The following is a 21246-nucleotide window of genomic DNA, read 5'->3' on the forward strand; positions in this document are numbered from 1 at the left end:
TGGCGTAAGGTCGGCCGGAGCCAACCACCGACGCGACGCAAGGACGCCGGTCATGCATTCCGATACCATCGCCGCACTGTCCTCCGGTGCCTTGCCCTCCGGTGTCGCCGTCGTCCGGGTCAGCGGGCCGGATGCGGCGGATGCGCTCCGGCGGCTGTGCGGGGCGGTGCCTGCGGCCCGCCGTGCCAGCCTGCGCAGCTTCCGTGACGCGTCCGGCGACGTCATCGACCGCGGCATCGCGATCTTCTTTCCCGGCCCCGGCACCGCCACCGGCGAGGATGTCGCCGAGTTCCACCTGCATGGCGGCCGGGCCGTGGTCGCGGCCTGCCTTACGGCGATCACCGCCGCCGTCGGCACGCGGCTCGCCGAGGCCGGCGAATTCACCCGCCGCGCCTTCGAAAACGGCCGCATCGACCTCACCGAAGCCGAAGGCCTCGCCGATCTGATCGCGGCGGAAACGCAAGGCCAGCACAAGGCCGCGATCCTCCAGGCGGGCGGCACGCTGCGCGCGCTCTACGAAGGCTGGATGCGGAGACTGACCGAGGCGAGGGCCCGGATCGAGGCCTCCTTCGACTTTGCCGACGAGGGCGACGTCGGCGAGGACGTCGCCGACCGGACCGCCGAGGACATCGCCGGCCTCGTCGCCGAGATCCGCGCCCATCTCGCCCGCGCCGACCGGGGCGAGATCCTGCGCTCGGGCTTCAAGGTGGCGATCGTCGGCGCGCCGAATGCCGGCAAGTCCAGCCTCCTCAACGCGCTGGCCGACCGGGAGGTGGCGATCGTCACCGAGGTGCCGGGCACCACCCGCGACGTCATCGAGGCGACGCTCGACCTCCATGGCATCCCGGTGCGCTTCTCCGACACCGCCGGCATCCGCGAGACCTCGGACAAGGTCGAGGCGATCGGCGTCGAGCGGGCCCGCGACGTGATGGCCAAGGCCGATCTGGTCCTCGCTCTGGTCGACCCCCAGCATGGCCACGGCCCCCTCGCGCGCTTCACCGAGCTTCTGTCCCATGTGAAACATCCGATGATGCTGGCGGGGGCCGAGGCGTCCCACGAGGATCTGGTGACCGGCACCGCCAGGGGCCGGCGGCGCATCCTCACCGTCCGCACCAAGGCCGACCGGCCGGCCCCGAGCGGCCTTGCGGCGCGCTTCGGCAACGAATGGAGCGACTTCCGCTTCGATTTCACCGTCTCGGCCAAGACCGGCGCGGGCCTCGACGACCTGACGCAGAAGATCGCCGAACTCGCCGCGGCCGCCGCCGGCCTCGACGGCGGCAACGCTGCGGAGGCGGCGATCCCGCTGCGCACCCGTCAGCGCGAGCTCGTCACCGAGACCCTGCGCATCCTGGAGGAATTCGTCGGCAACGCCGCCCTGCCGCCGGAGATCGCGGCCGAGACCCTGCGCCAAGCCTCGGACACGCTCGGCCGGGTCACCGGCCAGGTCGGCGTCGAGGATCTCCTCGGCGTCATCTTCTCCGAGTTCTGCATCGGCAAGTGAGGATCCTGCCGTGACCGCGCCCGAGGCTCCGTCCTCTGTCGCTCGGGCGGCCCGGCGAGCCGTTCCTCGCCGCCAGCCTCCTCCTCGAGGAAAGCCTACCGTCGCGACGGAGCGAAGCTCGACGCCGAACCTCGATGCTCTCCCGCGCGGCGCGGTCCCCGCGCGTCACCCTGCACGCGGTTTGACCACCGGCGCGAAATGCCGTTCCATGGGGCAAACGGCCGGCCGCCCGACCCGTGACATGACCGGCGTCGGAGCGGACGCATCCAAGGACAAGGCTCCCATGAGTCCCGAACAGCTCAAGACCCTTCTCGCCGAAGCCTCGCCGGCCCGCTCCGGCGATTTCCTCGCCGGCGTCGCGGCGACGAGCCAGGAGGCGCGGGTGAAGGCGCAGCGGCGGCTGGCCGACACCGGGCTCGCCGACATCCTCCAGACGCCGCTGATCGACCCGGAGAGCGACGAGGTCCAGCGGCTGATCCTCGACCAGCATGACGAGGCCGCCTTCCGGCCGATCTCGGCCTTCTCCGTCGGAGACCTGCGCGACTTCCTGCTGACGGACGAGGCGACGCCCGAGGCGATCGCCGCGCTGAAATGGGCGCTGACGCCCGAAATGGTGGCAGCGGTGTCGAAGATCTGCCGCAACCAGGATCTCATCGCCATCGCCCGGAAACGGCCGGTGGTCACGAAGTTCCGCACCACGGTGGGCCTGCCCGGGCGCCTCGCGGTGCGCATCCAGCCGAATCACCCCACCGACGATGCGAAAGGCGTCGCCGCCTCCATTCTCGACGGTCTCGCCTTCGGCTGCGGCGACGCGGTGATCGGCATCAACCCGGCGACGGACAGCCCGTCCGCCATGCGTCGGCTGCTGGAGCTGATCGAGGATTTGCGTCTCCGGCTCGACTGCCCGGTGCAGTCCTGCGTTCTCGCCCATGTGACGACGGCGATCGACTGCATGTCCCGCGGCGCGCCGGTGGACCTGGTCTTCCAGTCGATCGCCGGGTCGCAAAAGGCCAACGCCTCCTTCGGCATCGACCTCGCCATGCTGAAGGAGGCCCAGGACGCGGCGAAGTCGCTGCAGCGCGGCACGATCGGCACGGACGTGATGTATTTCGAGACGGGGCAGGGGGCGGCGCTGTCGGCGAACGCCCATTTCGGCATCGACCAGCAGACCATGGAGGCGCGGGCCTATGCCGTGGCGCGGGCCTTCGATCCGCTGCTCGTCAACACCGTGGTCGGCTTCATCGGGCCGGAATATCTTTACGATGGCAAGGAGATCACAAGGGCCGGCCTCGAGGACCACTTCTGCGGCAAGCTGCTCGGCGTGCCGATGGGCGTCGACGTCTGCTACACCAACCATGCCGAGGCCGATCAGGACGACATGGACAACCTGTTGACGCTGCTCGCCGTTGCCGGGGTCAATTTCGTCATGGGCGTGCCGGGCTCCGACGACGTCATGCTGAACTACCAGTCCACCTCCTATCACGACGCCGCCTATGTCCGCCGGGCACTGGACCTGAGGCCCGCCCCGGAATTCGAGGCCTGGGCGACGGATGTCGGCATCTTCGATCCGCGCGGCTTCCTCCTGCCGGAGGCGAGCCGCGGCGACGCCGGGCTGCTCGCCCGCTCCCGGCTGCTCGCGGCGGCGGAGTGATGGGGAAGGCCCGATGAAGGACGCACCAACACCCCCCGTGGCCGTGGATGGCACCGACCACCCCCTGAAACGCCTGCGCGCCTTCACCGAGGCGCGGATCGGCCTCGGCCGGCGCGGGGCGGGGCTGCCGACGGCGGCGCATCTGGATTTCGCCGAGGCCCATGCGAAAGCCCGCGACGCGGTGCATTCGGCCTTCGAGACCGACGCGATCGCCGCGGCGCTCGAAGACGCCGGCTTTGCGACCATCGCCGCCGCAAGCCGGGCCGGCGACCGGGCGACCTATCTCAGGCGCCCCGATCTCGGGCGCCTGCTCGCCGACGCCTCCCGCCAGGCACTGGCGGAGGCCCCCGGGGCACCCTTCGACCTCGCCCTCGTCCTCGCAGACGGGCTGTCGGCGACGGCGGTCAACGGCCATGGCGCCATGGTCGCGACCGGGCTCCTCGCCGCCCTGCCGGACGACTGGCGCATCGCCCCCGTCGTCATCGCTTCCGGCGCCCGCGTCGCCTTGTCCGATCCGATCGGCGAGGCGCTTCAGGCCAGGATCGTGCTGATGCTGATCGGCGAGCGACCGGGGCTTTCGGCGGCCAACAGCCTCGGCGCCTATCTGACCTTCGGGCCCGGGCCCGGCCGCTCCGATGCCGACCGCAACTGCGTCTCCAACATCCGCCCCGGCGGATTGCGCCCCGAGGTCGCCGGCGCCAAGCTCGCCGGCCTCGTCGTCCGGGCAGCCGAGCTCGGGCTCTCCGGCACCCGGCTCAAGGACGATGCCGACGACCGGATCGGCAACGACGAGGCGCACCCGCAGCTGCCCGGCTGAAAACCTCGCAAGGCCGGACAACCGTCTGGCGTCCCAGGCTTTTCCGGCAATCCACCGCCGCTCGGGCGAGGCTCGGGCAGGGCTCGGGCGGGGCGGTCCTGTGCGATGACCGTTCGCGTGTCGGTGTTTTTTGCCCGCTCACCCGAAAATCTGCGCGACCCCCGTTTGAAGCCGTCTTGCGGCAACACATCTAAGGGCGACGGCCGGCGGAGCCGAGAGGCTCGCCGGCCGTTGCTGCGCGTGGGCGGCCCCGAGCGGGCCGGCGCGATCAAGGCCGGCGCAGTGGCGACCGGCGCGATGAAGACATGGAAAGCGATCGGCACTTCGCCGAATCCACCGACGGGAGTTCGATGTTGGAAGATTTCTTCGCCGGTTCGGCGGGCGACGGTTCGATCCCGCTCTTCGTGTGGCTTGCCACGATCGGCGGGTTCGCCGGCCTCTTCCTGTTCGATTTCCTCACCCATGTGCGCAAGGCCCACGAGCCGAGCTTCAAGGAAGCGGCGGTCTGGTCGGTCTTCTACATCGTCCTCGCCTGCATCTTCGGCGGCGGCGTCTTCTGGTTCTGGGACCACACCCACGGCGTCGAGTATTTCGCCGGTTTCATCACCGAGAAGAGCCTGTCGGTCGACAATCTCTTCGTCTTCGTCATCATCATGAAGTCGTTCCAGGTGCCGCGGGAGGACCAGCAGAAGGCCCTCCTGATCGGCATCGTGCTGGCGCTGATCATGCGCGGCATCTTCATCGCCATCGGCGCGGCGGCGATCGAGCGCTTCTCCTGGGTGTTCTACATCTTCGGCCTGTTCCTTCTGTGGACGGCCTGGAAGCTGGCGGTCGAGAGCATGGCCGGCCACAAGGCGACGGATGAGGAATACGAGCCCAACGCCTTCGTGAAGTGGTTCCAGAGCCGCATGCCGGTGACCTCGCAGTTCCACGGCAACGCCCTCACCGTGATCCAGAACGGCAAGCGGTTCTACACGCCGATGGTGCTGGTGATCATCGCCCTCGGCATGACCGACATCCTCTTCGCGCTGGATTCGATCCCGGCGATCTACGGCCTGACGGATGCGCCCTACATCGTCTTCACCGCCAACGCCTTCGCGCTGCTCGGCCTGCTCCAGCTCTACTTCCTGGTGGGCGGGCTGCTCGACCGGCTGGTCTATCTGGGTCTCGGCCTGTCGCTCGTCCTCGGCTTCATCGCCGTGAAGCTGATCCTCCACGCCATGGAGCAGAACACGCTGCCCTTCATCAATGGCGGCCAGCCGATCGAGGGCCTGCCACATATCACCACCTCCTTCTCGCTGATCGTCATCGTCTCCATCCTGGTGGTCACCACCATCGCCAGCCTGTTGAAGAGCCGGTCGATGGTCTCGCTGTCGGAGAAGCCTCCGAAATAAGCGCGAGCTTGCATCGCCGGCCCCGGACTGTCAGTTGCTTGGGACGAAGTTGGGGGACCAAGTTGGGGGACGGTGTTGCGGGGCGAAGGTCCAGGCGCCGGGGAGAGCGACGACACGTGGCAGAGCGAGACACCGGCAGCGACGAGGGCGCCGATCGGCCGCAGGCTCCGGCGAATGCCGAACCGGCCGACGCGGCGGCGTGGGACGCCCGCCGGGCGGCGCTGGAGGCGAAGCTCGCCGAGCACCGGGTGCGCCATGCCGCGGAAGCCGAGCGCGAGCGCCGTCCGGGGACCATGCAGGGTCTCGCCGAGGGTCTGAAGCTCGGCTCGGAATTCGTCGCCGGCGTCGTCGTCGGCGCGGCGATCGGCTACGGCATCGATCGGCTGGCCGGAACGCTGCCGTTCGGATTGATCGTCTTCCTCATGATCGGTTTCGCGGCCGGGGTCCGCAACGTCCTTCGCCACGTCTCGCCGCCGCCCGCCGCCAGGCCACCGGCTTCCGGAGATGCGCCGAAGCGGCCCGCCGACTAGACCGCGACCCCGAAAGTGGGAACCGCTTTTCGGAAAAGATCATGCCGCATGAGGAGGATGGAACGGGATGCCGATCGAAGCTGATCTCCTCCCGCTCTAGCCGAAAGCTGCGCCAGGCAGCTCGAAACTCGCCGAATGGGTGTTGCTTCGAGCTTCGGGGAACGCTATGGGCAATCCGACTTCCCCTTTGGGTGCAGCATTCGACGAAGGACCAGGCCGTTTGGAACACGACCCGACAGATCCGATTCATCAGTTCCAGATCACGCGGATCGTGCCGATCCAGATCGGCGACTGGGATTTCTCCTTCACCAACTCAGCCCTGTTCATGGTGCTGACCGTCGCGGTGACCACCGCGTTCCTGTACTACACGACGCGCGGCCGCGGCCTCGTCCCCTCGCGGGGACAGTCGATCACCGAGCTCTCCTACGAGTTCACCGCCAACATGCTGCGCGACGCCGCCGGCACGGCGGGGATGAAGTTCTTTCCCTTCGTCTTCTCGATCTTCATGTTCGTGCTGGTCGCCAACCTCTTCGGCATGGTGCCGTATTTCTTCACCGTCACCAGCCATCTGATCGTCACCTTCGCCCTGGCGCTCCTGGTGATCGGCGTCGTCGTCGGCTACGGCTTCTACAAGCACGGCCTGAAATGGCTGATGGTGTTCGTGCCGTCCGGCGTCCCGGGCTACATCCTGCCCCTCGTCGTGACGATCGAGATCGTCTCCTTCCTGTCCCGGCCGGTTTCGCTCTCGGTTCGTCTCTTCGCCAACATGCTGGCGGGTCACATCACGCTGAAGGTCTTCGCGGGCTTCGTCGTGTCGATGAGCGCGCTCGGGACGCTCGGCGTCATCGGGTCGATCCTGCCGCTTTTGATGACGGTCGCCCTCACGGCGCTCGAATTCCTGGTGGCGGCCCTGCAGGCCTACGTCTTCGCGGTCCTGACCTGCATGTATCTCAACGACGCCGTCCACCCGCATCACTGAGTTCCCGTCGCCCGACGGGTTCGCCCACCGCGCGGCATCGTGCCGCGAAACCAGCCGCAATCGGAAAAGTTCAAGAGGAGTTTGAAATGGAAGCGGATGCAGCAAAGTTCATCGGCGCCGGCCTTGCATGTTTCGGCATGGGCTTCACCGCCCTCGGCCTCGGCTACATGTTCGCCCAGTATCTCGCGGGCGCCCTGCGCAACCCGTCGGCTGCCGACGGCCAGTTCGGCCGCCTGATCTTCGGCTTCGCCGTGACGGAAGCGCTGGGCATCTTCTCGCTGCTCATCGCACTGCTGCTGCTCTTCGCCGTCTGAGGCAAGTCGCCAGCGAATCGAACGTTCCGACCGGCGGCCCACGAAGCCGCCGGTCTTCCTTGATGGAGACCCGCGATGTTCGTCACGCAAGCCCATGCCCAGGACGGGGGAACGACGGAGCACCTGCCGTCGCAGGTTCATGGTGTGCAGGAGACCCATCACGCGGGCTCCATTCCCGCCAGTGAACACGGGGCAGGCTTCCCGCCCTTCGATCCCGAATTCTACCCTTCGCAGATCCTCTGGCTGGCGATCACCTTCGGCGTCTTCTACTGGCTGCTGAAGACGGTGATCATGCCGCGGATCGGCGGCATCCTGGAAAACCGGCGGGACCGGATCGCCCTCGATCTTGAGGCGGCCGAGCGCATGCGCTCCGATGCCGACGAGGCCAAGGCGACCTATGAGCAGGAGCTGGCCGAGGCCCGCAATCGCGCCCATGCGATCGCCGTCGGCGCGAAGGAATCGGCCCGCGAGGACGCCGAGAAGGAACGCAAGCGTCTGGACACCGAGCTGAACGCCAAGCTCGACGAAGCCCAGATCCGCATCGCCGGGGTCAAGCGTTCGGCGCTGGGCGAGGTCGACGAGATCGCTCGCGACGTCACCGACACCATCCTGCGCGAGGTCGCCAGCATCGAGGCCAGCCAGGACGAGATCGCCGGCGCCGTCGCCCATACGAGCCGCTAAGGAGACCCTGATGGACAATACGTTCTGGACCTTTGCCGGTCTCCTCCTGTTCTTCGCCCTCGTCATCTATCTGAAGGCGCCGTCGATGGTGGCCAAGAACCTCGATGCCCGTGCGGTGCGCATCCGCAAGGAGATCGAGGAGGCGCGGGAGCTGAAGGAAGAGGCCAAGCAGCAGCTGGCCGAATATCAGCGCCGCCGCCGCGAGGCCGAAGAGGAGGCGAGGGACATCGTCGCCGCCGCCAAGCGCGAGGCCGAGGCGATGCTCGCCGAAGCCCGCCAGCGCAACGAGGACTATGTCGAGCGGCGCACCGCCATGGCCGAAGCGAAGATCGCCCAGGCCGAGAACGATGCGATCGCCGAGGTCCGCGCCTCTGCCGTCAACCTCGCCATCGAGGCCTCGGCGAGGATCATCGCCGATCGCAACTCGGCGGGCCGCAGTGGCCAGTTCATCGACACCTCGATCGAGGAAGTTCGTCGTCGCCTCAACTGAGCCGATCGCTTCGATCCTGCCTTCCATACGAAAGCCGGGCCCTCGGGTCCGGCTTTTTTCATGGGCGAATGCCGAGTGGTCGAGCGGGTAAACCGACAGTCGGACGAATCGGCGAGAGCGGTGCGGGGAGGATTCCCGGCGACGTCCGCTCATGCCTTGTTCCAGCGCTGGCGAGGCCATCGCAGTCTGCCGTAAGCGATCGGCCGTAAGCGATGGAATATCCGCACTCTGGCTGCGCCGCGCCCTGAGATCGCTATCGATATTCGCGCTCTCGCAGGTCTCGTCTCCCGCAGCACCGCGCCCGACGGATGCGACCGGCGCCCTGCTTCCTGGGCGACGCGACGAGATCCGCGCCGAGCGGGATTCCCCTGACCCGTCTGTCCGTGCATGATCGCTCGCGAGGGCCGGTCCCCCGTGTGGGGGGACGCGCCGGCCAGACCGCATCAGACGACAGGAGCCGAAATGATTCCCGAGCCCCATGCCAGCCGCCTCGCCGACGCCCTCTTCGTTCCCGTCCTTACGCACTATGCAGCGGCCGGCACCGTCGATCCCGCCCGCACCTTCGCCCACATCCGGGCCATCCGGCCGAGCGTGCGGCAGATCATGCTCGCCGGCTCGACCGGCGACGGCTGGGAGCTGGCCGATCCGGGCTTCGACGCGCTGATCGACCTTGCCGCCTCGACCGATGTGGCCGAGCTCGACCCGGTGCTGGTCTTCGGCGCCCTCCGGCCGACCACCGAGGCCGTGATCGCCCGGCTCGCCCATCTCGAGGCGCGGCTCCTGAGGGATACCGAGCTCGCCGCCCGCACGAGCTGCGCCGTGGTCTGCCCGCCGGTGGATGCCGAGGCGAGCCAGGAAGCGATCCTCGCGCACTATCAGGCGGTGTTTGCCGCGAGCCGGCTGCCGATCGCCGTCTACCAGCTGCCGCAGGTCACCGGCTGCCGGATCGCGCCGGAAACGTTCCGGCAGCTCGCGGCCTCGCCGCGGGTGACGCTGTTCAAGGATTCCTCCGGCGAGGACGTTATCGCGAACAGCCGCCTCGACTTCGGCCAGGTGGCGCTCGTGCGCGGCGCCGAGGGCGGCTATCTGGAAGCACTGAAGCCGGAGGGACCCTATGACGGCTGGCTGCTCTCCACCGGCAACGTCCTCGGCGAGCCGCTCCGCCGGCTGCTCGCCCTGAAGGCCGAGAACCGCAAGGACGAGGCCGCGGCGCTCTCCGCCCGCCTGTCGCAGGCGATCGCCGCGATCTTCGCCAAGGCGCAAGGGGAGGGCGGCGCCAACGCCTTCTCCAACGCCAACCGTGCGATGGACCACATCGCCGCCCATGGGGCGAAATGGCGGGACGCGCCCTTGCCGCTGAAGGTCGACGGCAACGTCCTGTCGATGGGCCTCGTGGAAGCGGCCGCGGAGATCGCCGGCGATTTCCTGCCGGTCGACGGGCCGGGCTATCTCGGCTGAGGCCGACCCGGCATGGCCGGACGAGGCGGTCTTTCTCTCCCGCAAACGGGAGCGAGACCGCCGCAGCCCGCCGCCGGCGAGATCAGAACGGCTTGACCACCACCAGCACGATGATGCCGACGAGGAGCAGCGCCGGCACCTCGTTGAGCACCCGCCAGTAGCGCGAGGACTTGTCGTTCCGGTCCTCGGCGAAGCGCCGGGTCGCGGCGGTGAGCGTGCCGTGGATGCCGGACATCACCAGGACCAGGACGATCTTCAGGTGCAGCCAGTAATCGCCGGAGGTCAGCCAGCCGCCGTCGATCGCGAGCCAGACGCCGGCGACCCAGGTGGCGATCATCGAGGGATTGATGATCCCCTTCAGGAGCCGGCGCTCCATCACCTTGAAGGTCTCCGACTGCACGGACCCCACCTCGGCATCCGCATGGTAGACGAACAGCCGCGGCAGATAGAGCATGCCGGCCATCCAGGCGATGATGGCGAAGACATGCACCGACTTCACCCACAGATAGGCCGAAGACGGCAGCACGAGGAACATCAGCGCCGCGATGAGGCAGGTCACGACAAGGGCGATCATCGCGTTCTTCATCGGATTTGCGGGTGGTCCTTGCGGGTGGCCTGCGGGTGGCCGGTGGTTCGGCGGCGGCCCGAGTCGTCCCGGTTCGCCGCCGGCTCCGTTGGTGACTCGGACACTGCCGTGGAGTCAATTCGCCGCAGGCCCGTTGACCCCGAAACCCCGCTCATACAGTCGGGCCTGTGGGAAAGCTGTTGGTGGACGGCGGCAGGCGGGGCCGACCGGCCCCGACAACATCGGCATGGAAGACCGCTCGCAGAGCCATTCTGCGACGTCCGTTCGCTGTCCTGCGGCTACCCCCGGATCCGCTTCAGCAGCGCCTCGACATGGGCGATCGGCGCGTCGGGGGTGATGCCGTGGCCGAGATTGAAGATCAGCGGACCTTGCCCGAGATGCTCGAGGATCCGGTCGACGCCCTCGTCCAGCGCCCGGCCGCCGGCGATCAGCCGCAGGGGATCGAGATTGCCCTGGATCGCGCCCTCGGCCTGCAGCGAGCGGGCGAAATCCATCGGCAGTTGCCAGTCGAGCCCGACGGCGTCGACGCCGGTCTTCTGCCGGTAGGTCGACAGGAACGCCCCGGCGCCCTTGGCAAAACCGATGATCTTGGCGTCCGGCCTGGCGGCGCGGACCTTCTCGACCATCCGGCGGACCGGGCCGATCGCATAGGCCTCGAAATTCGCCTCGTCGAGGACGCCCGACCAGGAATCGAAGATCTGGACGCAGTCGGCACCGGCGGTGAGCTGGCGGATCAGGTAGTCGGCGCTCATTTCGGCGAGGAGATACAGGAGTTTTTCCATCGCCTCCGGATGCCGGTAGCCGAACAGCCGGGCCGGCGCCTGGTCCGGTGTGCCGTGGCCGGCGATCATGTAGGTCGCCACCGTCCAGGGCGCGCCGCAAAAGCCGATCAGCGTCGTCTCGGCGGGCAGTTCCTCGCGCAGCCTCGCCACCGTCGCGATCACCGGGGCGAGATGGGTCTCGCCGCGGGAGGGATCGAGGCCGGCGATCTCGTCGGCGCGGATCGGCGTCAGCTTCGGCCCCTCGCCGGAGACGAAATGCAGGCCGCGATCGAGCGCATCCGGGATCACGAGAATGTCGGAGAACAGGATCGCCGCGTCGAAGCCGAAGCGGCGGATCGGCTGGAGCGTGACCTCGGTGGCGAAGTCCGGATCGTAGCAGAGATCGAGGAAGCCTCCGGCCTTCGCCCGCATCTCGCGATATTCCGGCAGGTAGCGTCCCGCCTGGCGCATCAGCCAGACCGGCGGGGGAGACACCGTCTCGCCCTGGAGCACCCTCAGAAGCTTGCGCTGTTCCATCTCCGGCTTTCTCCCAATCTACCAAGAATCTCTTTTAAGAGAAATTGCTGATTCTTAGAGTCGGTGAATAGCCGGGATTCACATGTGACGCCAATTTGGGCATGGTCGCAGCGTCGGCCCGGCGCGGCGGGAAAACCCGGATCGAGCCGGCCGTGTGAAGTCCGGGGAGGTTTTCGAATCCGTCAGCAGGGCAAAGCGCTTGGCGAGAGACGAGCCGCCGGGTCCACTGCGGACAGACGGATCAGATCGCGATGCGGCTTGACAGGGGTTGGCCACAGATTCGCTCGAGCCCGTTCACAAGGCGTTGCGAGTCTGGAAATGTGGATAAATGACGGTTTGATGAACAGGGCGACGGGACCCTCTCGGCAAAGCCGGTGGTTACCCCCCAGTTGCGCACAGGGCCTTGAGAATCCCGGGTGCATCTCGACTTGCCGCTTGCGTCGCAGCGGGGAATCGAATCCGCCCCCCTTGGGTCTGCGGGGCCATGACGCTATCAAGCACCCGTTCCGTGAAGAATTGATTAAAAAGGTTCGTAATCCATGGCCAAGGGCATCGTCCTCGCCTCCGGCAGCGTCCATCGCCGGGAACTCCTGAAGAATGCCGGCGTGGATTTCACGGTGCGGCCCTCCGATCTCGACGAGCGGGCGATCGAGGCGCCGCTCCTTGGCAGCGGGGCGACGGCGGAAGACGTTGCCGCCGTTCTCGCCGAAGCCAAGGCCACCGACGTCTCGCAGGATCATCCGAACGAGATCGTCATCGGCGCCGACCAGACCCTGGCGCTGGGGGACCGGGTGTTCCACAAGCCCGCCAACATGGAGGAGGCGCGGCGCACGCTGCTCGCCCTCTCCGGCCGGACGCACACGCTGAACAGCGCGGTGGTGCTGGTCGAGAAGGGCGCGGTCACCTGGCGCCACGTGGCGGTCGCCCGCATCACCCTGCGCGAGCTCGAGCCGGGCTTCGTCGGCCGTTATCTGGCCTCCGTCGGTGCAAGGGCCTTGACCAGCGTCGGCGCCTATCAGATCGAACGCGAGGGCGTGCAGCTGATGGAGGCGATCGAGGGGGATTATTTCACCATCATCGGCCTGCCGATCCTGCCGCTCCTGAAGGAACTGCGGGCAAGGGGGGAAATCGATGGCTGACCGCAACGGCGAATGGACACCAAAGCCCTATGTCAGCGGCGCCGAAAGGCCCCGCGGCAAGGGCTCGATCTTCGATCCGGACAGTGGCACCGCCAAGCCGGACGGGCCGCGGGCCTTCATCACCGGCTGGCCGGTCTGGCATTCGCGCTCGCCGCTGATCCATGCGACCTGGCTGAAGGCCTTCGAGCTTCCCGGCTCCTATGTCCGCAAGGGCGTGCCGCCGGAGGAGATCGGCGAGTTCTTCGCGACGCTGAAGGACCAGGGCTTCGTCGGCGGCAACGTCACGATTCCCCACAAGGTCGCGGCTTTCGAGGATGTGGTGCGGCGCGACGGTGACGCCGAGGCGATCGGCGCGGTCAACACGCTGTGGTTCGAGGGCGACGACCTCGTCGGCGGCAACACCGACGCCTACGGCTTTGCCACCAATCTCGACGAGCGGCTTGCCGGCTGGGACGCGGCCGAGACGGCGGTGGTGCTGGGCGCCGGCGGCGCGGCGCGGGCGGTCGTCCACGCGCTTCTGACGCGGGGCGTCGGCCGCGTCGAGATCGTCAACCGCACGCCGTCGCGGGCCGAGGATCTCGCCGCACGGTTCGACGCGGCGCATCCCGGCCGGGTCTTCGGCCATGGCGAGGAGGCCAGAGACGCCCGTCTCGCCGGCGCCGACCTTCTGGTCAATACCGCGCCGATCCCGCCAAGGGACGAGGAGACGCCCGGCTGGTTCCCCGAGACCCTGCCCGACCTGTCGGCGCTGAAGGACGACGCCCTCGTTACCGACATCGTCTATTCGCCGCTGATGACGCCGACGCTTCGGGCGGCCGAGGCGCGGGGCCTCGCCTTCGCCGACGGCCTCGGCATGCTGCTCCACCAGGCGGTGCCCGGCTTCGAGCGCTGGTTCGGACGGCGGCCGGCCGTCGACGAGGCGCTGCGGGCGCGGCTCGTCGCCGACATCGAGAGCGGGCTGTGACGATGGCGCAGGAATCCCCAGGCGGCCGGCCATCCGGATTCCGGCTGGCGGTCGAGCGCCTCTTCCAGCGCTATGTCGAGGGCTTCGACGATTTCGACACGGAAAAGGTCCTCGACTGCTTCGCCTATCCGGTGACGATCTGGCAGCTCGGCAAGGGCACGGTCTTTGCCGATTCCGACGAGCTCGCCGAGAATGTCGAGGCGCTGTTCGAGGTGTTCGAACACGAGGAGATCGCCCATTCCAGCTTTCACGTGGTCGAGGCGACCTCGTGGAGCAACGCCGCCCTGGTGGCGCTGTCCTGGACCCAGGAGCGCCGGGACGGCGACGTCGCGATGGAATTCGAATGCCGCTACGCTTTGCGGCGCAACGATCTGTCGGGCGAATGGCTGATCGCCCTCGTCATCAACGAGGAAGAGGTCTCGCCGCGGTGATCGTTCTCGGCCTGACCGGCTCCATCGGCATGGGCAAGACCACCACGGCGCAGCTGTTCGCCGAGGCGGGCCTGCCGGTCCATTCGGCCGACGAGGCGGTGCATGCGCTCTATGCCGGGGCGGCGGCGCCAGTGATCGAGGCGGCGTTCCCCGGCACGCTCGAGGACGGCGTCGTCGATCGCGAGCGCCTGGGCCGGCAGGTGCTGGGCGATCCGGAGGCGCTGCGGCGGCTGGAGGCGATCGTCCATCCGCTGGTGCGCGAGGCGGAGGTCGCATTCCTAAAAACCGCCCGGAAGGACGGCGCGCCGGCCGCCATCCTCGACATCCCGCTGCTGTTCGAGACCGGCGGTGAGGGCCGCTGCGACCGGGTCGTCGTCGTCTCGGCTCCCGCCGACCTGCAGCGCCAGCGGGTGCTCGCCCGGCCGGGCATGAGCGAGGCGAAGTTCCGCGCGATCCTTCAAAAGCAGCTGCCGGACGCGGAAAAGCGGGCGCGGGCCGATTTCGTCGTCGATACCTCGCGGGGGATCGAGGCGGCGCGGGGCGAGGTGGCGGCGATCCTGCGGGCACTCGGCGTCGCACCCGGGCCGGCGGCCGGCTGAGCGATCGCCGGCGCGGCGCCTGGTCAGCCCCGCGCCATCATGCATCGCGAAGATCAGGAAATGCCTTGGGTTTTCCACTCGCAAGGTCGGCCGCCGGGTCTTGCCGGAGAGGGACGACCCGAGGCCCGCTCGTCACCTGCTGCAGTCTTTTCTTTTCGCACGGATCCTGCCCGCGCCGGTCTGGCGCGGTTCCGGGTCATGACCTGGCATCAAACGACCATGTGCCGACTCCTCGCCTATGCCGGTCCGCCGATCTTTCTCGACGCTCTCCTCGTCGAGCCGCGCTCGTCGCTGATCGCCCAGTCGATGGCGGCGCGCCGGGCGATGACCCCGGTCAATGGCGATGGCAGCGGCATCGGCTGGTATGCCGAGCGGCCGGAACCGGGGCTCTACCGATCCATCGTGCCGGCCTGGTCCGACGCCAATCTCGTCTCGCTCTGCCGGCAGATCCGCTCGCCGCTGTTCATGGCGCATGTGCGCGCGGCGACCAGCGGCGAGGTGTCGATGGCCAATTGCCACCCCTTCACCGACGGGCGGTCGCTGTTCACCCATAACGGCCAGATCGGCGACTATACCCGGCTGCGCCGCCGCATCGACGCGCTGATCCCGGACGAGCTCTACCACCTGCGCCGCGGCTCGACCGATTCGGAGGCGATCTTCCTCGCGGCCTGCCGCGCCGGGCTCGGCAAGGACCCGGCAAGGGATCTGGCAAAGGACTCGGCAAAGGACTGGGCAGGGGGGCTGACAGAAGGTTCTGACGGTCGCGGCGACCGGGGTTTGCATGAGGGCCGGGCCGGCTCGCCGGCGAGCACCGCCGAGGCGATGGCCGCGACGCTGGCCGAGATCATAGCCATCCGGGATGCCGCGACGGACACGACCAGGGCGGGCATGACCGGGGCAGGGGGCAGGGCCGCGACCGGGGAGACGGGCAGGGAGACGGGCCCAACGGAGACGGGCAGAGGCACGGGCGCAAGCGGAGCGAACGGGTCTTTCCCCCAGGCCTTCGGACCGACGGTTGCCCATGCCGGCGAGAGCACTGGTCGTCCCGGTGACGGCGGCCCGGACGGCGCTGCCGCGCCCGGGTTCTGCCCGGGCGGCGACACCGGAGCGATCCGCTTTGCCGCCATCCATGCCGACGGCGAGCGCCTCACCGCCTATCGCTGGGCCGACGACGGGCGGCCGCCCTCGCTGTTCTGGCGGCGCATCGGCGGCGCCATGGGCATGGGAACGGTCATCGCCTCGGAGCCGAGCGACGACACCGAAGAGGACTGGAACCTCGTGCCGCCGTCCTCGATGCTCACCGCCTGGCCGGACGGGCGCATGACCCTCGCCCCGTTCGACCCGAAGCCGGCCGTTCGCTTCGACGCCAGGCCCGCGGCCCGCGGCATCTGTTAGAGCGCGATGAGATCAGCTTCGATCGACATCCCGCTCACTCCTCTTCTTGCCGCATGATCTTTCCCGAAAACCGGTTCCCACTTTTCGGGATCATGCTCTAGAACCGGCCGAGGACCGGCCGAGACCGGGCCGCGAACCGGCACGCCGGCGGCGGCGACCTCACCAGTCCGCGTCTGGCCCCGGCTCGTCCGGTGCCAACTCGCTCACCCGATTGCGGAGCGCCTTCGGCAGCGCCTCGAGACTGCGATCGTCGAAACGCAGATTCGGCAGGTGTCTGCGGACGACGTGCGACACCGCCATGGCCTGGGCCCGGTCCCGCATCCGCTTGGGCGGATCCCGGTCGCCGCGTTCGGACAGCCACAGCTTGTGGACCGCGAAACTCCGCGGATCGACACAATGGAGCTGGACCGGAAGACCGCGCATGTCGATGGCCATGGCTGCCACCTTGGGTGCGTCGATCCGCCATTGCAGCCCAGCAATTTCGGCTGCCACGAGGTCTCCCTCGGCCTGCGTCAAGCTCTGGGGCGGTGATCGAACCGCCTTCTTCGACATGGGGGCGATGAGATCGACCAGATAGTTGTCGCGGTTCACCACGCGAAAGCCACCGGACAGTCGCTCGAAAGACCGATCGACGGATTTCAGAATGCCGATGAGTCCTGCGGCCGAAAGCTCTTCGGAGACGATCTGCATGCGCATGCGCGAGTCGAAGAGGAGATCGATGTCTTCCGTCGCGGCGAGGTCGTTGGAAAAATGCCCGCCGGCCATGGCCTCGTAACAGAAGAGAGCGTTGGTCCCGACGATCGAGACCGATGTGCCGAGCAATCGTTCATCGAGAAGCCGCCGCGCGATCCGGGCCGCGATCACCGGCACGCGGCCGAGACCGAGGGCCCGGTTGACCGGTGCCATGGCCTCGATCCGGCGACGCGCTTCGTCATGCAGGCTCTGGGCCGTGGCCTTGCCCTGGTCGAATGCGAGCTTGATCGCTTCCGTCTCAGGTGATCGGGGGCCGAGAGACATGTCCCTGATGCCGACGCGGCGATACAGATAGGCGCGACCCTTGATCGTCTTCCATCGCATCGTTCCCCGATAATGGGCGAGCCGATCACGACCTTCGCCCATGACCGCGAAGATTTGCCCGAGATCGGCGACCTGACGCGATTGATCAAGTCGCAACGTCTTGAAAAGCATGGCGTTACCCCAACAGGTCCGCGACCTGATCAAGATTGGGGTAACACGGCCGATCGGCCGGCGCAAAGCAGATGGCCCGCCCGCGCGGGTGCCGACCCTGACGGCCCAACACCGACGGCCCGACGCTGGCGGCCCGACGCTGGCGGCCCCACGCTGGCGACTGGGCCGCTCCGCTCCTTCGTCGGGTGACCGCATGATCCTTCCCGGAAACCGGTTCGCAGTTTGGGATCACGCTTCGGAGCCGGCCGGTCCTGCCGGGCGGCAGCCGGCGGAGCCGCGGGCCCCGTCGGCGGGGGCCGGTTCAGCCCTTCTTCTGGTCGCCGAGCGGCAGCGTCGGGGCCGGGGCCTTCTCGTCGGCCTTGCGGTCGGCGGTGACGATCGGCGTCATCGGCGCCTCGGCCGTCGTGTCCTTCTTGAAGCTGCAGGCCATGGCGCCGGAGGCGCTGGCGAGCGCGAGGCCGGTGGCGGTCGTCACGGCGAGAAAGACCTTCATGTCGGGATCTCCGTCTGCGGTTGCGGATCAAGCGATGCTACGCGAGCAGGGGATCGGCGCAAGCGCAGCCGGGCCGGGCGGGAATCACTTCTTGGTGTCGCCCGCGTCATCGCCGCCACCCGCGCCCGGCGTCAAGCCCGGCATCGTTTCCGGGGGCGGAGCCGGCGTGGCGGCGGCTTTCCGCGGATCGTCCGTGGCGGCCTCCGGGGCCTCGCCCGAGGCTGGAACCGAAGCCGTAACCGGGGCCGGCACGCGGGTGACGCGGTAGCCGCGCTGGCGCAGCAGCGCGACGAGGCCGCTTGTCCCCGGCAGATGCAGCGCCCCCACCGCGACGAAGGCGCCGCCTTCCTTCAGATGCGGCTCCAGCCGCTCGGCCATGCGCAGGTTGCGCTCGGTGATGAGCTTTGCCTCGAAGGCGGCATAGCCCTCGCCGCCGCCGACCAGCATGCCGCCGTCGGGCACTGCGGCCTCGATCGCCGGCATGATCGTCGCGACATGTTCGCCGAGATAGAGTTCGATCATCGTCTCGAAGATGTCGCCCAGCCTGTCCTCGGCCGCCATCAGCGCGACGAAGCCGTCCATCTGATCCTTGATCGGCAGGGCGGCCATGACGCTCAGCTGTTCCAGCGCCGTCTCCAGCCCGGCGACCGGCCTGCCGGCCGCCTCGGCGCGTTTCGCCAGGCTGGTGTCGAGAACCAGCGGCATGCCGCCCGAGGCGTCCTTCAGGCAGGCCGGCAGCATGAAGCCGCTGGACAAAAACCACGGCTGCAGCCGCTCCACCGCCTGCAGCGGCACGCCCTTGGCCGAAAGCTTGGCGGCGAGCGCGGCCTCGTCCTCCGGGCCGAGATAGTCGCCGAGCGTCTTGCCGTCGGGAAGGGTCGTGAGAGTCGGATCGGCAAACAGCGCCGCCGCCATCTTCGTCTGGTCGAGGACGTCGGTGGTCTCGAGGACCAGGCCGTCGCTGGCCTCGAAGGCGGATGCCACCACCTCCGGCAGAGCCAGCACCCGCGCGTCGCCGAGATGCATGGTGCCGAGGAGATGCGACGGCGGCGCGCCGGCATCGCTACCCGGCGCCTCGATCCGCCAGAACCGGCCCTCGCCATTGACGGTCTTGGCCGCCTCGGCCTCGACGGCCGCCAGCTTGCCGTCTGCCGCAAGCCCCGGAAGCAGGCTCGCGCCCCGGCAGTCCGCTCCGGCGGCAAGGCTGGCCGACGGGAGGAGGAAGCCGGCGACGAGAACCGCAAGGCCGGTCTGCCAGACAAGGCCCGTCATCGAACGACGGGTCACCCTGCGCCCCGTCCGGGCGGCCTTCGATGCTGCGCTCACGGCATGCTCCCTGCGCCGCCTTAAAGCCCTGCGAAGCTTCGGCCCTCGCCTCAGCCGCGCCGGCGGGCGCGCGGATGAGCCTCGCGATAGATGGTCATCAGCCGGCCGGAGTCGACCGCCGTGTAATTCTGGGTGGTCGACAGGCTGGCATGGCCGAGCAGATCCTGGATGGTGCGCAGGTCGCCGCCGGCGGCAAGCAGATGGGTGGCGAAGGAGTGGCGCAGCGCATGGGGCGTCGCCGAGGCCGGCAGCCCCAGCGCCCCGCGCAGCCGCGCCATCCCCCGCTGGACGATCTGCGCCCGCAGCGGCCCGCCTTTCGCGCCGCGAAACAGCGGCGCTTCGGCGGATAGCTGGAACGGACAGAGCCGGCGATAGTCCGCCACCGCCGCGTGGACGGCCGGCAGCAGCGGCACCATCCGCGTCTTGCCGCCCTTGCCGGTGATCGGCATCGCCCGCGCGGTGGGGTCCTCGAGCGCGTCGCCGGCAAGGGTGAGCGCCTCGGAAATGCGCAGGCCGCAGCCATAGAGCAGCGTCAGGACGGCGACGTCGCGGGCGGCGATCCAGGGCTCGACGGCGAAGCTTCCCGCCTCCTCCGCCACCCCCAGCGCATCGGCGACCGACAGCGGCCGGGGCAGCGACTTGGCGGCCTTCGGCGCCCGCATCGCCCTTGCGCCGGCGGCGGAGACGAGGCCCCGCCGCTCCAGATGCTTCAGGAAGGCGCGCACGCCGGAAAGATTGCGCCCGAGCGAGCGCGCCCCCGCCCCGTCCCGCCGCCGGTCGGCAAGGAAGGCCCGAAGCTCGGCGGCTTTCAGGTCCGCAAGATCGGCGATCGCCGCCGGCCGGGCATTGTGGCGTGTGAGGAAGACCAGGAACTGCCGCAGGTCCCGCTCGTAAGAGGCGATGGTGTGGGGGCTGGCATTGCGCTCGCTGGCGAGCGCTTCGAGGAAGGCCGCCTTCTCCGCCAGGAGCTCCGGCGCCGCGTGGACGAGGATGGTGTCGCTCATGGTCCTCCCGAATCCGTTTCATCGTCCGATCGTCGCCCGGGCCCCGAGACCTCGCCGCGTGCGGATCCGCCCGCCCGGGATCGACGCGCCCCTCGTCGCCCGGCCCGCCGGCCGCCGCCCCGCGCCGCCATCATGGGCGGCGGGCCCCGGCGATGAAACCACCGACCGGTCAATGAAGTCTTTCCCAAGGCGCCGCCCGCCGATCTCGACTTGGTTCACGCCTGCATCATTTCCCCCTTTCGGGCCGCTCCGCCGAACCCTTGCCCCGGACGGCCGTTCCCCATTCCCGACATCGAAGGAGACCACCCCATGAAACGTCACGCCACCGCGATCTGGAAGGGCGCCCTTGCCGACGGCACCGGCACCATCACCACCCAGTCCGGCGCCCTCGACCAGCACGGCTATTCCTTCAAGGCGCGCTTCGAGGACGAGAGCGGCCGCTCCGGCACCAATCCGGAAGAGCTGCTGGCCGCCGCCCATGCCGGCTGTTTCGCCATGCAGCTGTCGCATTTCCTCGCCGAAAACGGCACGCCCGCCGAGGCGCTGAACGCCAAAGCGGTGGTCAGCGTCGAACAGGAAGGCGGCGGCTTCGCCATCACGAAGAGCGCCATCACCCTCGAGGCGAAGGTGCCGGGCGTCGACGAATCCACCTTCGGCGACCTCGCCGCCAAGGCCAAGGAAGGCTGCCCGGTGTCGAAGGCGCTGGGCGCGATCGAGGTGACGCTGGACGCGAAGCTGGTGTGAGGCGGAGCGGCCGCCGGCGCCCCGACGCGGCGACGGGCCGGCCGACAAGGGAGCCCGTGCGGTGAAGGCCGCGCGGGTTTTTTTGCTGAAGGGGATGGCGGGATGGGGCCGAGAGCGGAACGTCCGCAACGGAGCGTAGAACATCGATAAACTGCCCTTCATCGCGGCTTGGGCGCGACAGCGGGTGCCAAACTACAATTCGATAGGGTATCTGTAGTTCGAATACATCTAGGGAGAGCCAAATCAGTTCGGTCCCAACACTGT

At 68.7% G+C, this 21246-nt stretch carries 21 protein-coding genes and 1 pseudogene; 16 read left to right on the forward strand and 6 right to left on the reverse strand.

Annotated features, from left to right (window positions below; translation table 11 throughout):
• Positions 1–52 precede the first annotated feature (52 nt).
• The 10 genes from mnmE (at position 53) to ATO4_RS17955 (ending at position 9815) form a co-directional block, all read left to right on the forward strand.
• The gene (mnmE, locus tag ATO4_RS17910) at positions 53–1501 is read left to right on the forward strand and encodes a tRNA uridine-5-carboxymethylaminomethyl(34) synthesis GTPase MnmE (RefSeq protein ID WP_083592903.1); all 1449 of its coding nucleotides are present in this window, start codon (positions 53–55) and stop codon (positions 1499–1501) included.
• Between the two features lie 283 nt (positions 1502–1784).
• The gene (locus ATO4_RS17915) at positions 1785–3152 is read left to right on the forward strand and encodes an ethanolamine ammonia-lyase subunit EutB (RefSeq protein ID WP_083592933.1); all 1368 of its coding nucleotides are present in this window, start codon (positions 1785–1787) and stop codon (positions 3150–3152) included.
• A gap of 13 nt (positions 3153–3165) precedes the next feature.
• Positions 3166–3969 (forward strand): ethanolamine ammonia-lyase subunit EutC, encoded by an 804-nt coding sequence (gene eutC, locus ATO4_RS17920; protein WP_083592904.1) that lies wholly within the window; start codon positions 3166–3168, stop codon positions 3967–3969.
• Between the two features lie 305 nt (positions 3970–4274).
• Positions 4275–5363: a TerC/Alx family metal homeostasis membrane protein gene (locus ATO4_RS17925; protein WP_245308813.1), complete on the forward strand. Its 1089-nt coding sequence runs from the start codon at positions 4275–4277 to the stop codon at positions 5361–5363.
• Between the two features lie 221 nt (positions 5364–5584).
• Positions 5585–5893: an AtpZ/AtpI family protein gene (locus tag ATO4_RS27275; protein WP_245308819.1), complete on the forward strand. Its 309-nt coding sequence runs from the start codon at positions 5585–5587 to the stop codon at positions 5891–5893.
• Between the two features lie 220 nt (positions 5894–6113).
• Positions 6114–6872 (forward strand): F0F1 ATP synthase subunit A, encoded by a 759-nt coding sequence (locus ATO4_RS17935; RefSeq protein ID WP_245308814.1) that lies wholly within the window; start codon positions 6114–6116, stop codon positions 6870–6872.
• Positions 6873–6958: 86 nt separating this feature from the next.
• Positions 6959–7186 carry a F0F1 ATP synthase subunit C gene (locus tag ATO4_RS17940; protein ID WP_083592907.1) on the forward strand — a complete coding sequence of 76 codons (228 nt, stop codon included), beginning with the start codon at positions 6959–6961 and terminating at the stop codon, positions 7184–7186.
• A gap of 75 nt (positions 7187–7261) precedes the next feature.
• A complete protein-coding gene (locus ATO4_RS17945) occupies positions 7262–7867 on the forward strand; it encodes a F0F1 ATP synthase subunit B (protein WP_083592908.1) in 606 nt (201 codons plus the stop codon).
• A 10-nt stretch (positions 7868–7877) separates the two neighbouring features.
• Positions 7878–8357, forward strand: coding sequence for a F0F1 ATP synthase subunit B (locus ATO4_RS17950; protein WP_083592909.1), 480 nt, complete (start codon positions 7878–7880; stop codon positions 8355–8357).
• Between the two features lie 462 nt (positions 8358–8819).
• Positions 8820–9815 carry a dihydrodipicolinate synthase family protein gene (locus ATO4_RS17955; protein WP_176223049.1) on the forward strand — a complete coding sequence of 332 codons (996 nt, stop codon included), beginning with the start codon at positions 8820–8822 and terminating at the stop codon, positions 9813–9815.
• 82 nt (positions 9816–9897) lie between these two features.
• On the opposite strand, the gene hemJ is transcribed toward ATO4_RS17955, so the two are convergent.
• Both hemJ and hemE read right to left on the reverse strand, forming a co-directional pair.
• Positions 9898–10389, reverse strand: a complete 492-nt coding sequence (gene hemJ / locus ATO4_RS17960; protein ID WP_245308815.1) for a protoporphyrinogen oxidase HemJ — start codon at positions 10387–10389, stop codon at positions 9898–9900.
• Between the two features lie 290 nt (positions 10390–10679).
• A complete protein-coding gene (gene hemE / locus ATO4_RS17965; protein ID WP_083592912.1) occupies positions 10680–11699 on the reverse strand; it encodes a uroporphyrinogen decarboxylase in 1020 nt (339 codons plus the stop codon).
• A 539-nt stretch (positions 11700–12238) separates the two neighbouring features.
• Between hemE and ATO4_RS17970 the strand changes: the two genes are divergently transcribed.
• The 5 genes and pseudogenes from ATO4_RS17970 to ATO4_RS17990 form a co-directional block, all read left to right on the forward strand.
• On the forward strand, positions 12239–12838 hold the full coding sequence (locus ATO4_RS17970; RefSeq protein ID WP_083592913.1) for a Maf-like protein: 600 nt from the start codon (positions 12239–12241) through the stop codon (positions 12836–12838).
• On the forward strand, positions 12831–13802 hold the full coding sequence (locus tag ATO4_RS17975; protein ID WP_083592914.1) for a shikimate dehydrogenase: 972 nt from the start codon (positions 12831–12833) through the stop codon (positions 13800–13802). Before ATO4_RS17970 ends, ATO4_RS17975 begins: the two co-directional genes overlap by 8 nt.
• 2 nt (positions 13803–13804) lie before the next feature.
• Entirely contained in the window at positions 13805–14233 is a 429-nt protein-coding gene (locus ATO4_RS17980) for a nuclear transport factor 2 family protein (protein ID WP_083592915.1), read from the forward strand.
• A complete protein-coding gene (gene coaE, locus ATO4_RS17985; RefSeq protein ID WP_083592916.1) occupies positions 14230–14832 on the forward strand; it encodes a dephospho-CoA kinase in 603 nt (200 codons plus the stop codon). The genes ATO4_RS17980 and coaE overlap by 4 nt, the downstream gene beginning before the upstream one ends.
• A gap of 219 nt (positions 14833–15051) precedes the next feature.
• Positions 15052–15513 (forward strand): annotated as a pseudogene (locus tag ATO4_RS17990) (class II glutamine amidotransferase); the annotation flags it as partial.
• A gap of 873 nt (positions 15514–16386) precedes the next feature.
• On the opposite strand, the gene ATO4_RS17995 reads toward ATO4_RS17990, so the two are convergent.
• From ATO4_RS17995 to ATO4_RS18010, 4 genes are all read right to left on the reverse strand, one after another.
• Entirely contained in the window at positions 16387–17481 is a 1095-nt protein-coding gene (locus ATO4_RS17995; protein WP_176223050.1) for a nucleotidyltransferase domain-containing protein, read from the reverse strand.
• Between the two features lie 235 nt (positions 17482–17716).
• Positions 17717–17908 (reverse strand): hypothetical protein, encoded by a 192-nt coding sequence (locus tag ATO4_RS18000; protein ID WP_083592918.1) that lies wholly within the window; start codon positions 17906–17908, stop codon positions 17717–17719.
• An 84-nt stretch (positions 17909–17992) separates the two neighbouring features.
• Positions 17993–19234, reverse strand: a complete 1242-nt coding sequence (locus ATO4_RS18005; protein ID WP_139802530.1) for a TraB/GumN family protein — start codon at positions 19232–19234, stop codon at positions 17993–17995.
• Positions 19235–19284: 50 nt separating this feature from the next.
• Entirely contained in the window at positions 19285–20238 is a 954-nt protein-coding gene (locus ATO4_RS18010) for a tyrosine recombinase XerC (RefSeq protein ID WP_083592920.1), read from the reverse strand.
• 309 nt (positions 20239–20547) lie between these two features.
• Here ATO4_RS18010 and ATO4_RS18015 point away from each other — a divergent pair, with 309 nt between their 5' ends.
• Positions 20548–20982 (forward strand): OsmC family protein, encoded by a 435-nt coding sequence (locus ATO4_RS18015; protein WP_083592921.1) that lies wholly within the window; start codon positions 20548–20550, stop codon positions 20980–20982.
• Positions 20983–21246 lie beyond the last annotated feature (264 nt).

It is taken from the genome of Aurantimonas sp. 22II-16-19i, from assembly GCF_002088275.1.
Classification (GTDB): Bacteria; Pseudomonadota; Alphaproteobacteria; order Rhizobiales; family Rhizobiaceae; genus Jiella.